Annotated in this window: 9 protein-coding genes; 3 read left to right on the top strand and 6 right to left on the bottom strand. The window is 42.3% G+C overall.

Features of this window, described 5'->3' with window-relative positions:
• Positions 1-97: 97 nt before the first annotated feature.
• Positions 98-1,498 (bottom strand): asparagine--tRNA ligase, encoded by a 1,401-nt coding sequence (gene asnS / locus L2747_RS00680; protein ID WP_220781628.1) that lies wholly within the window; start codon positions 1,496-1,498, stop codon positions 98-100.
• Between the two features lie 151 nt (positions 1,499-1,649).
• Here asnS and L2747_RS00675 point away from each other — a divergent pair, with 151 nt between their 5' ends.
• A complete protein-coding gene (locus L2747_RS00675) occupies positions 1,650-1,985 on the top strand; it encodes a hypothetical protein (protein ID WP_248997208.1) in 336 nt (111 codons plus the stop codon).
• A 66-nt stretch (positions 1,986-2,051) separates the two neighbouring features.
• Here L2747_RS00675 and L2747_RS00670 read toward each other — a convergent pair whose 3' ends face one another.
• Together L2747_RS00670 and pabB are read right to left on the bottom strand one after the other, a co-directional pair.
• A complete protein-coding gene (locus L2747_RS00670; protein WP_248997207.1) occupies positions 2,052-2,639 on the bottom strand; it encodes a CoA pyrophosphatase in 588 nt (195 codons plus the stop codon).
• 91 nt (positions 2,640-2,730) lie between these two features.
• Positions 2,731-4,233, bottom strand: a complete 1,503-nt coding sequence (gene pabB, locus L2747_RS00665) for an aminodeoxychorismate synthase component I (protein WP_248997206.1) — start codon at positions 4,231-4,233, stop codon at positions 2,731-2,733.
• Between the two features lie 192 nt (positions 4,234-4,425).
• Here pabB and L2747_RS00660 point away from each other — a divergent pair, with 192 nt between their 5' ends.
• A complete protein-coding gene (locus L2747_RS00660; protein WP_248997205.1) occupies positions 4,426-5,946 on the top strand; it encodes a fumarate hydratase in 1,521 nt (506 codons plus the stop codon).
• 204 nt (positions 5,947-6,150) lie between these two features.
• Positions 6,151-8,199 carry a dipeptidyl-peptidase 5 gene (locus L2747_RS00655; RefSeq protein ID WP_248997204.1) on the top strand — a complete coding sequence of 683 codons (2,049 nt, stop codon included), beginning with the start codon at positions 6,151-6,153 and terminating at the stop codon, positions 8,197-8,199.
• A gap of 85 nt (positions 8,200-8,284) precedes the next feature.
• Here the strand turns inward: L2747_RS00655 and L2747_RS00650 are convergent, their stop codons facing one another.
• The 3 genes from L2747_RS00650 to L2747_RS00640 all read right to left on the bottom strand — a co-directional run bounded on the left by L2747_RS00650 (position 8,285) and on the right by L2747_RS00640 (position 11,849).
• Positions 8,285-8,851 carry a prepilin-type N-terminal cleavage/methylation domain-containing protein gene (locus L2747_RS00650; protein ID WP_283107109.1) on the bottom strand — a complete coding sequence of 189 codons (567 nt, stop codon included), beginning with the start codon at positions 8,849-8,851 and terminating at the stop codon, positions 8,285-8,287.
• A gap of 283 nt (positions 8,852-9,134) precedes the next feature.
• Complete coding sequence (locus L2747_RS00645; protein WP_283107108.1) at positions 9,135-9,695, bottom strand: type II secretion system protein; 561 nt, start codon at positions 9,693-9,695, stop codon at positions 9,135-9,137.
• A gap of 570 nt (positions 9,696-10,265) precedes the next feature.
• Complete coding sequence (locus tag L2747_RS00640; RefSeq protein WP_248997201.1) at positions 10,266-11,849, bottom strand: isocitrate lyase; 1,584 nt, start codon at positions 11,847-11,849, stop codon at positions 10,266-10,268.
• Positions 11,850-11,858: the final 9 nt, after the last annotated feature.

The raw sequence follows: 11,858 nt of genomic DNA, 5'->3' as shown, positions 1-11,858 counted from the left end.
AGCGGCCTAATTTGACAGGATTATATCCTACAAAAAAGCCTCTCATATGAGAGGCTTTTACAATCATTAGACGCTAACCTTAGTTAGCCAAAAATAACTAGAAGTTTGCAGACTTAGGCGAACGTGGGAATGGAATAACGTCACGGATGTTAGAAACACCTGTTACGTAAGATACCAAACGCTCGAAACCTAGACCGAAACCTGCGTGTGGCACTGTGCCATAACGACGTAAGTCACGGTACCACCAGTAATCTTCTTGGCTCAGTTCCATTTCAGCAAGGCGCGCGTCAAGTACGTCTAAACGCTCTTCACGCTGTGCGCCACCGATGATTTCACCGATCCCTGGAGCTAGAACGTCCATTGCTGCTACAGTTTTACCGTCGTCATTTAAGCGCATGTAGAATGCTTTAATGTCTTTCGGGTAGTTCTTAACAACAACTGGTGCCTTGAAGTGCTCTTCTGCAAGGTAGCGCTCATGCTCTGAATGTAAGTCGATACCCCATTCAACGTCGTACTCAAAGTCTTTATCACAAGCTTTAAGAATTTCGATAGCATCAGTGTAATCGATTTGCGCGAAATCACTGGTTACGAAGTTTTCTAGACGAGAAATAGCGGTTTTCTCTACACGTTGTGCAAAGAACTCAAGATCGTCACGACGCTCTTCTAGTACGGCTTTAAAACAGTACTTAAGCATATCTTCAGCAAGTTTTGCTGCATCATCTAGATTAGCAAAGGCCACTTCAGGCTCAACCATCCAAAATTCTGCTAAGTGACGGCTAGTGTTTGAGTTTTCTGCACGGAATGTAGGGCCAAAAGTATAAACTTTTGATAATGCACACGCGTAAGTTTCTGCGTTCAACTGACCTGATACCGTTAGGAAAGATTCTTTACCGAAGAAGTCTTCACCGTAATCAACAGTACCTTTGTCGGTGCGTGGTAAGTTCTCAAGATCTAAAGTTGATACACGGAACATCTCACCAGCGCCTTCTGTATCAGATGCTGTGATAAGTGGTGTAGAAACCCAGATATAACCTTGTTCGTTATAAAAGCGGTGAATCGCTTGAGATAAACAGTTACGAACACGTGCAACTGCACCAATAATGTTAGTGCGTGGACGTAGGTGAGCAAGCTCACGTAAATGTTCAATCGAGTGACGCTTAGCTGCCATTGGGTAGGTGTCTGGATCTTCAACCAAGCCAGCAACCTCAACCTTAGTCACTTGCATCTCGAATGCTTGGCCTTGGCCTGGAGATTCAACAACTTCACCAGTCATTACAACAGAGCAACCAGCAGTAAGCTTTAACACTTCGTTGGTGTAATTTTCTAGATTATTTGGCACAACACCCTGAATAGGATCGAAACATGAACCATCATAAACAGCTAGGAATGAGATCCCAGCTTTAGAATCGCGACGGGATCTAACCCAGCCACGCACTGTGATTTGCGAACCAATCGCAAAGTCACCTTTAAACACAGAAGCGACAGATGTAATGCTCATTGTTGCTTAGTTCTCCAACGAAACGTTTTTTTAAATAATTTGGAGGTTTATATTACCTGTATAAACACTTTTCTCAAGTGGAAAGTAGGGTATCTTGGTGCCTAAATTGTTATTCTGACGACAATCATGACAAAAACTACGGATGGCTTGCATGAATAGAGCAAAATTGTTCCAATTTATACTGTCGGCACTATCGATAATCGGCTGGTCTTTGGCTATTTATGCACTAATGCTATTTGACCAAGCGCGTCCAGACACCGCAATTGGTTATTACCAAAGTCATGGTGCTGAAATTAGGCTTGAATGGGATCCTAGTAAAACCGTTTTACTAGAACATATCATTTGGATCTGTGCGGGACTTAGTTTTGTCAATCTAGCATTTAACTTCTATATCGCCCAACATAGTAGACTCGGCTGGTGGGTAAATATTCCGTTATTATTTTTATGCTCGTTGGCTGCTGGTTTGTATATTCGCTTTGTAGTGTAGTGAATTCCCTGAGTACTCAAGTTTTCTTCATATTTATCACTTAGCAGAGCAATCTATAAATAAGGCTTATCGTGGGCTGGGACTCAGCTGCCTACAAAGTAAATCAATCATCGCTGCGGTTGCTCCCCAAATAAAATGCTTTTTATATGGAATGAAGTGAACTGGGTAACTTATACCTCTGCGCTCAAATCTCTGTGTATGACGATTATATTGTTTTAATAGGAAAGATAGCGGTACGGTAAAGTATTCATCGACTTCACCGGGATCAATAACGGGCACAAAACTACGTTTAACAATCGCCACAAAAGGCGTGATTTCAAAGCCTGTAAATGTTTTATGTGCCGGTAATGCGCCTATGACCTCAACATTACTGGCTACCAGACCAATCTCCTCTTCGGCTTCTCTTAACGCAGTAGCTTGATAATTTGCATCCGTATGTTCAACTTTACCACCTGGGAAGCTAATTTGTCCTGGATGTGCTCTGAGATGGGGTGGCCGTTTAGTTAGGATAAGCTGTAATTGGTTATCGATTTCATATATAGCGATTAATACAGCTGCTTGGCGTAATTTGTTGTCGATAGGGTTAGTGTCGATTAAGTCCAGTATTGGCAAAGTGTTCAAACTATATCGAGCCCTAAACTCTGCCAAATCCATTGCTATATTCCTATATGTAGTAAGTACTGATGATACTAGCCAATATGTGGAACTTATCAGCTAAGAATTAACCCATTACGGCTTTTAGTTATTAAGCACTATCCATGTTTGATAGTACTGGTAAAATCCGGCTAACCTTATCAAATGTCTCTTGATACTCAGACTCAAGCTTGGAATCAGCGACAATTCCACCACCAGCCCAGCAATGAATGATCCCTGTGGTTATATTCGTGCCTTGTACTATTGCTCGTTCTGCTACTAATGTGCGAATGGTGATACTGGTATCCATATTGCCATCTTGGCTGATATACCCAATAGAACCACAATAGAGACTTCTTCTTGAGGGTTCAAGCTCCTCAATTATCGACATGGCACGGATCTTAGGTGCGCCGGTAATTGAGCCACCGGGGAAGCAGGCCTTTAATAAATCGGTTGGGCTAAGTTCTGGTTTTAGCGTTGCCGTAACAGTACTCACTAGGTGATGGACGGCAGGAAAGCTTTCTACGTCGAATAAACTAGGTACTGAAACGCTACCAGCGACCGCAACCTTGCCAATATCATTACGAAGGAGGTCAACAATCATGAGGTTTTCTGAACGATCTTTTTCAGAAATACGTAATTGCTGCGCAAGCTCAATATCACGCTCTGGTTCGTTAGATCTTGGCATAGTGCCTTTGATCGGTTTGGTTTGCACTTTAGTATCTTGATGCTGAATAAAGCGTTCAGGCGAGATAGATAGTAATGCATGTTGCGGCAATCGCATAAACGCTGAAAATGGTGCGCCATTAGTCTCTCGAAGAGCTTTGTAGGCTTGCCATTCATTACCTTGATACTCGGCACTGAAGCGTTGAGTTAGGTTTATCTGGTAACAGTCACCACTTAACAGATATTTTTGTACTTGCTCAAAACGCTGCTGATATTCTAATTTTGTTAATTGGTTATGCCACTGACTAGTCAATTTAAATGTGCAGTTAGTTTTTTCAGTTAGGTATTCATCTTGAAAAGTATCTGTGAGTTTACTCAGTCGTACTTCAAGTTCTATCATTGCTTGCTCAGATAGATAATGAACTAAATGCCAGCAGCTATCCTGATAGTCAAAAATAAGCGCCCAGTCATAAAAACCTACATTGAGTTCAGGTAAGGCAATATCGTTTGTTGCGATAATTGGTAAAGACTCAATACCCCGACCTAAATCATAACTAAAACTGCCCATCGCCCCAGCGCTAAAAGGCAATGAGCTGGTTTTAGATTCTGGGTAAAGCTCTTTTAGTAATTGGTTTAACAGCGTAAATGGTGAAATATCAGCATTGTTATATAGCTGAGTTTCAACTTGGCAGTCTTGATTGTATTGTCCAATAGGAAAAAGGGGCTGTCTGTTACGAGAGTGAATAACAGTGGTTGTTTCAAGCTTAGTTACTATAGTGGCAATAGGTTCGGCACAGATCACATCATATTTTGCATCACTGTGATCTGCATTGGCGGAATCGAGTAAAATTGCCCACTGAGTATCCTCAAAAAGCGCAAATACTTCAGTTGTGCTCAAATTCCAATCAAGACGCTTGGTGAAAACAGCTTTTTGCGTCAATTTGTTCATCTATTAACCCTATCTAAAATGTGATGTTTAACTAAAACTCGCGAAAGAGTATCATATTGCTTACACAAGTAATAAAAACAAAATACGTGAGCTTTAATGGCGACTGAAGTCATTAACACCAAGCAATTGAACAACTAAACATTGCGTGTGACTTCAGCCAATTTATAAGTGTCTGCTAAAAAGGAAGTGTCTGTGAGCAAAGAAGTCCCTGTAATCAAGCAAGCCGATCTTATTGAAAGCGTTGCTGATGCCCTACAATATATCTCTTATTATCACCCAAAAGACTTTGTTGATGCGATGAGCGAAGCTTACGAACGTGAGCAAAGCGCTGCCGCTAAAGATGCAATTGCGCAAATTCTTATCAACTCACGTATGTCTGCAGAAGGTAAACGTCCGCTATGCCAAGACACGGGTATTGTAACCTGTTTCGTTAAAATCGGTATGGGCGTTCAGTGGGATAAAACCGATATGACCGTACAGGAAATGGTTGATGAGGGTGTACGTCGCGCTTATACCAATCCTGATAACCCACTTCGTGCGTCAATTGTTGCCGATCCTGCTGGTGGCCGTAAGAATACCAAAGACAATACACCATCAGTTGTGCATGTTGAGATGGTGCCTGGTAACCATGTTGACGTGGCTATTGCTGCTAAAGGTGGCGGTTCTGAAAACAAATCTAAGATGGTGATGTTAAACCCATCTGATGATATTGCTGCTTGGGTAGAGAAGACTCTACCAACAATGGGCGCGGGTTGGTGTCCACCGGGTATGCTGGGTATAGGTATTGGCGGTACAGCGGAAAAAGCGGCTGTAATGGCAAAAGAGTCATTAATGGATCCCGTTGATATCCATGAACTACAAGCTCGCGGGGCTGAGACCACAGATGAAAAACTACGTTTAGAGATTTTTGAACGTTCAAATAAATTAGGTATTGGCGCGCAAGGTCTTGGCGGCGTAACTACTGTACTTGATATCAAAATCAAATCTGCTCCAACACATGCTGCGTCTAAGCCTGTTGTGATGATCCCTAATTGTGCGGCTACACGTCATGTTCATTTCCATTTAGACGGTACAGGTCCTGCGGATCTTAGCCCACCTTCACTTGAAGATTGGCCGGAAATCACTTGGGAAGTGGGTGAGAGTGTTCGCCGTGTTGATTTAAACACAGTGACTCAAGCCGAAATGCAAGAGTGGAAGAGTGGCGACACCTTATTGCTGAACGGCAAAATGCTAACAGGTCGTGACGCGGCCCATAAACGCATTCAAAGCCTAATAGAAAGTGGTGAAGGTCTGCCTGAGGGTGTCGACTTTAAAGGTAAGTTTATTTATTACGTGGGTCCAGTTGATCCGGTTGGTGATGAAGTTGTTGGCCCAGCAGGTCCTACAACCGCAACACGTATGGATAAGTTTACTGAGCTAATGCTTGAGAAAACAGGTCTTATGGGCATGATTGGTAAAGCTGAGCGAGGTCCTGCAACGGTTGAATCAATAAAACAACATAAGTCTTGTTATTTAATGGCTGTAGGCGGCGCTGCTTACCTCGTTTCTAAGGCTATTAAGAAAGCACGCGTTGTGGCGTTTGAAGACTTAGGCATGGAAGCAATTTACGAGTTTGATGTAAAAGATATGCCTGTAACTGTGGCGGTTGATTCTGACGGGGTTAATGCCCATGAAACCGGTCCAGCAATTTGGAAGGTTAAGTTACAAGGATAAGCTTAATTTTTGGCTTGCTATTTCGCCCATTCGCTAAATCGACTGAAATAATTTGTTGCAGTCGGTTTTGCTAGAAAGGCTTAGGCATATTGCCTAAGCCCTCTATTTTGGCTAATGTGCTGGTCAACTGACAAATAAATCAGTGTGTTACAAATTGAACTGAAAACGATAACCACCATTAACGATAACAATAAGATAATTACGATGAAAAAAACTGCAATCATAATGGCGCTTGCGTCTGCAGGCATGGTTTTTAGCGCACAAGCCGCATCTCCAAAGCCTTTTACCGTTCAAGATTTAGTTAAAATGAATAAGCTGCATTCAGCAGCATTGTCTAATGACGGCACAAAAATTGTTTATGCCGTGAAAAATATTGATGCAGAAGGAGAGGCGACAACTGACCTTTATCTGCAAGATTTAAGCTCTACAGCTCAAGCAAAACAGATCACCAGTGCAGCCGGCACTGAGCATAGCGTGACCTTTGGTCCAAATGATAACAGTATCTATTTTTTAGCTGCGCGCGATGGTTCAAGTCAGATCTACAAGCTGGCACTTGATGGCGGTGAAGCGATTCAAGTTACCGACTTCCCTCTGGATGTTGAAGGCTTTAAATTATCACAAGATGGTAAACAAGCCGTTGTGAACATGCGTGTGTTCCCTGAGTGTAAAGATCTTGCTTGTTCTAAAGACAAGTTTACCGAGGAGGCTGAGCGTGACACCACGGGCCGCGAATATAAACAGTTAATGGTGCGTCATTGGGATACATGGAGCGACCATTCAAGAAGCCACCTGTTTGTCGCCCAATTAAATGGCACTAAAGTGACTGATGCAGTAGATGTAACAGCAGGTCTTGATACTGAAACGCCGCCTAAGCCATTCTCGGGCATGGAAGAAGTAACCTTTACGCCAGATGGTAAGCATGTGGTTTATACCGCTAAAGCACCAGGTAAAGACCAAGCTTGGATCACCAACTATGATTTATGGAAAGTGAGCGTGGCTGGTGGCAAGGCTGAGAACTTAACTGAAGCGAATAAAGCGTGGGATGCACACCCTACGTATTCTGCTGACGGTCGCTACTTAGCGTACTTTGCGATGACGAAGCCCGGTTTTGAAGCTGACCGTTACCGCATTATGCTGCGCGACACTGTAACAGGCCAAGAGAAAGAAGTGGCGCCGTTATGGGATCGTAGCCCAAGCTCATTAGCATTTGGTAAAGACAATAAGACCTTATATGTTACCGCGCAAGATGTTGGCCAAGTGTCTATTTTTGAAGTTAACACTCAATTTGGTGATGTAAAGACTATTTATAACGAAGGTAGCAACAGCATTGTTGGTGTAAATAACGACAAGATTATCTTTAGCCATAAGTCATTGGTTGAGCCGGGCGATCTTTACACCATGAACCTTGATGGTCAGGACGTCAATCGCATTACTGACATCAACAAAGATAAGCTTGCTAAGGTTAAGTTTGGTGAGTATCAGCAATTTAGCTTTAAAGGCTGGAATAACGAAGAGGTTTACGGTTACTGGATCAAACCTGCTAATTACAAAGCGGGCGAGAAGTACCCGATTGCCTTCTTAGTGCACGGTGGTCCACAAGGCTCGTTTGGTAACTCGTTCAGCAGTCGTTGGAACCCACAGTTATGGGCGGGTGCCGGTTACGGTGTGGTGATGATCGACTTCCACGGGTCTACGGGCTACGGACAAGCATTTACCGATTCAATCACTCAAGATTGGGGCGGTAAACCGCTTGAAGATCTGCAAAAAGGCCTAGCAGCTGTGACTAAGCAGCAAAAATGGTTAGACGGCGATAATGCCTGTGCATTGGGCGGTTCTTATGGTGGTTACATGATGAACTGGATCCAAGGTAACTGGAACGATGGCTTTAAGTGCCTGGTTAACCATGCCGGTCTGTTTGATATGCGCTCTATGTACTATGTAACTGAAGAACTTTGGTTCCCAGAGTTTGAGTTTGGTGGCACATACGATAAAAACAAAGAGCTATATGAGAAGTTTAACCCAGTCAACTATGTTGAAAACTGGCAGACACCAATGCTTGTTATCCACGGTGAAAAAGACTTCCGTGTGCCTTATGGTCAAGGCTTAGCTGCGTTTACTTACATGCAGCGTAACGGCATTCCATCTGAGTTATTAATCTACCCAGATGAAAATCACTGGATCCTCAACCCTGACAACCTAGAGCAATGGTACGCTAATGTACTTGGTTGGATGGACCGTTGGACTGAGAAGTAAACAAGCATTTATTTGCGCGATATAATAAAAAGCCAGAACTTAGTTCTGGCTTTTTATTGGTTTTCAATTATTTATAATTTTAGGTTCAACAGTCTTGGCTAAACACTTCGACTGAGTATTCACGCTGTTTAGTCGGCTGACGGTACTCAATATGACAATGAAAGCGTCGATTGCGTATATCAGCTAATTTATCCTGCCATTTAATCGGTACGATCACTGCAGTGGTGGAACTGAGAAGTGAAGCCCTAGCGATCAGGAATTCCTCCTTAGGTAAACCAAAAGCACTGCGATAGTTATTATTGATGATATTGTTGGTCTTAATTGGCGCAAGCGGGTAGCCATTGCTAACAAAGACTTTAGTACCACCCACTTCAATATAGTATTCACCAAATAGACGATGACAATGTGGATGTTTAGAAAATAGAGAACAGCCTGCAAGAGTATGGATGTTCTCGATCGCGCTCTTTGTATAAATCATTTTGCTTTGAGCATTCACTTTACTCGCGATATTTTGAAGCTGAGCAATTTGTGCGTCTCTTCCTAAAGCCAGTAACTTGGGTAAAGCGATTACAGCGATTATCGCAAGTATAACGATGACCATAACGAGTTCAATTATTGTAAAGCCGCTTATAGGCTTGTTTTGTGCGCGCATACAATCTGTCTGAGTTTACAAAAGTGCGAAGACTATCGATTGTTCTCAGTCTTAACAAGCGGCGTTTTACGAGGCTTAAAGAGGTTATTTTGATATTGAGCGTAAGCTCACACTTAGCTATAAGCCATTGTTCATTTGGTAATTTGTTTATAACTTTCAAGCTACATCTTCTGCTAAATAAGATTGTACTGAACTGCTTTCATTGAAATATAGATTCACAGTATTGTGTTTAGGCCGCACTAAAGTGATGCTTTCTCGCTCTAATCAAAATGATTTGGAGAGATTAGCAATTTTGTGAGTAAACCTGCAGTTTGTACCTCGTTGTGGGTGTTGGTGACGTATATTCAATATGGCACTGAAAACGACCATCTTTAATTTCATTGAGTTTATGGCGCAATTGAGCAGGGACTATAGCGGTTGCTGAACCATGATGCCAAACCTGAGTGAACACAAAGTCTGATTCTGGTAAGCCAAATGCTATTCTATAATTAGGCTCGACAGCAGGACTATAAGAAAGTGGTGGCAGTGGATAGCCTAGACTCACGTATAGGCGAGTTCCGGAAACATCAACAAAATATTCTCCAGCCATGACATCCCAATTAGGGTGTCCACCACATTGATAGCTGCAGCCTTCAAGCTGTTCAATATTGTCGAGTACACTTTTGCTGTAAACAAGCTGGTTTTGACTGTTTATGTTCGCAGCCAAGCTTTTAAGTTGTGAGATCCTAGCTTCTTGGCCAAAACCTGTAAACTTAGGCACAGCAAGTACCGTAATAACCCCTAAAAGCATAATAACAACGACCAGCTCCACTAGAGTGAAACCGTTGTTTTTAGTTGATGACAAACAACAATTTGCGGTTAGATTTGGTGTTTGCTTTGTTGCGAATGACTTAGGTGAATCGAGAAGAATTGTAACAGTGCTATGTTTAAAAATCCTAAGAACTAGCAAAAAGCATAATAAGTGAAGCTGGGTGAAGATTGAAAAGGTATTTAATCGCATGGTTTAGTCTGGCTACAGGTACATGCGCCGCAGACTAACGTCCTCATGATACAATCACAAGTAGCCATTGATACGTTTTGATACAAATGACCGCTAACGTTAAGTTAGTCACAGTTTTTATTGCAACCCAATAAAATATGTTAAACATATATTTTGTTGGTTAATACAAATCTAATTGTTATTAAGTGATATGTTTGGTTTGAATAATTTCAATACAAATAGAATAACGGGTATTTTTATTGCAATAAGTTATTGTTTTACAAGACCTTAAAGTATCTTTTTTATAGAAAGAAAACGTCAGTCTAAGTAGGAAGAGGCCACATATAGTAAAAAGGCCTGCTTACTAGCAGGCCTTTCATAATTAGCTCATTAAATACTTAAGTCCACTTCAAAAACTCAAGATTAAATGACGACTTAGCTAAATTGGTTCATGGTGTTATCTTTACCAGATGCTTTTAGTGCTTGGTCACCAGAGAAGTACTCTTTGTGATCATCACCCATATCTGAACCTGCCATGTTTTGGTGTTTAACGCAGGCGATACCTTGGCGGATCTCTTTACGCTGAACATTGGCTACATAACCAAGCATGCCTTGGTCGCCGAAATACTCTTTCGCTAAGTTATCAGTCGATAGCGCAGCAGTATGGTAAGTCGGTAGTGTAATCAAGTGATGGAAAATACCGGCTTCACGTGCAGCATCAGCTTGGAAGGTACGAATTTTTTCATCAGCTTGTACAGCTAGCTCGGTATTGTCGTAGTCCACGCTCATTAGCTTGTCACGGTCATAAGCGGATACGTCTTGACCTGCTTCATTCATTAAATCGAAAACTTGCTGACGGAAGTTTAGCGTCCAGTTAAACGATGGCGAGTTGTTGTAAACCAGCTTTGCGTTCGGAATGGTTTCACGGATCTTGTTTACCATTGCGCCAATCTGTGCAACGTGCGGCTTTTCTGTTTCAATCCACAGTAAGTCAGCTCCGTTTTGTAGTGACGTAATGCAGTCAAGTACACAACGTTCTTCACCTGTGCCAGCACGGAACTGGAATAAGCCGTTTGGTAAACGTGATGGCTTAACAAGTTGGCCATTTTGCTGAAAAACCACATCACCATTAGCAAGATTGGCTGCATCTACCGCTTCAACTTGTAAGAATGAGTTGTATTGGTCGCCTAAATCGCCAGCTTCATTGGTTACGGCAATTTTTTGCGTTAGGCCTGCGCCTAATGAATCTGTACGCGCCACAATCACACCATCATCAATGCCTAGCTCTAGGAATGCATAACGAACAGCGTTGATTTTTGCTAAGAACTCAACGTGGGGTACGGTAACTTTACCGTCCTGGTGACCACATTGCTTAACGTCAGACACTTGGTTTTCAAGCTGAATACAACATGCGCCAGCTTCGATCATCTGCTTAGCCATCAGGTAAGTCGCTTCTTCGTTACCAAAACCGGCATCGATATCAGCAATAATCGGTACAACATGGGTTTCGAAGTTATCAATTTTTGCTTGGATTGCCGCTTTTTCAGATTCTGCTGCAGCATCTAGTTGGCGAAATAGACCACCGAGTTCACGGGCATCAGCTTGGCGCAAGAAGGTGTATAGCTCTTTGATAAGCGAAGCTACAGAAGTCTTTTCATGCATTGATTGGTCAGGAAGGGGACCAAACTCACTGCGCAGTGCTGCAACCATCCAACCCGAAAGGTAAAGGTAACGGCGCTTAGTGGTAAGCAAATGCTTTTTAATAGATATCATTTTTTGCTGACCAATAAATCCATGCCAGCAACCTAAAGATTGGGTGTACTGCGACGAGTCTTTGTCGTAGTTGTCCATATCTTCACGCATAATTTTTGCAGTGTATTTAGCAATATCCAAACCCGTTTTAAAACGGTTTTGTAGACGCATACGGGCTACAGACTCTGGGTTGATTGCATTCCATGCACTACCTTCACCATTAATCAAGGTAGCAGCTTCATCGATGTTTGTTCTGTAATTTGTCATGTGTCTATT

Origin of the sequence: Shewanella marinintestina (genome assembly GCF_023283845.1) — a bacterium.
Taxonomy (GTDB): domain Bacteria; phylum Pseudomonadota; class Gammaproteobacteria; order Enterobacterales; family Shewanellaceae; genus Shewanella; species Shewanella marinintestina.
This window is presented reverse-complemented; position numbering and strand designations above follow the sequence as displayed.

Bases quoted from the DNA above. Each gene is read 5' to 3' on its own strand.
- L2747_RS00640 (WP_248997201.1), bottom strand. From the start codon at position 11,849: ATGACAAATTACAGAACAAACATCGATGAAGCTGCTACCTTGATTAAT.
- L2747_RS00655 (WP_248997204.1), top strand. From the start codon at position 6,151: ATGAAAAAAACTGCAATCATAATGGCGCTTGCGTCTGCAGGCATGGTT.
- L2747_RS00675 (WP_248997208.1), top strand. From the start codon at position 1,650: ATGAATAGAGCAAAATTGTTCCAATTTATACTGTCGGCACTATCGATA.
- pabB (WP_248997206.1), bottom strand. From the start codon at position 4,233: ATGAACAAATTGACGCAAAAAGCTGTTTTCACCAAGCGTCTTGATTGG.
- L2747_RS00650 (WP_283107109.1), bottom strand. From the start codon at position 8,851: ATGCGCGCACAAAACAAGCCTATAAGCGGCTTTACAATAATTGAACTC.
- asnS (WP_220781628.1), bottom strand. From the start codon at position 1,498: ATGAGCATTACATCTGTCGCTTCTGTGTTTAAAGGTGACTTTGCGATT.
- L2747_RS00670 (WP_248997207.1), bottom strand. From the start codon at position 2,639: ATGGATTTGGCAGAGTTTAGGGCTCGATATAGTTTGAACACTTTGCCA.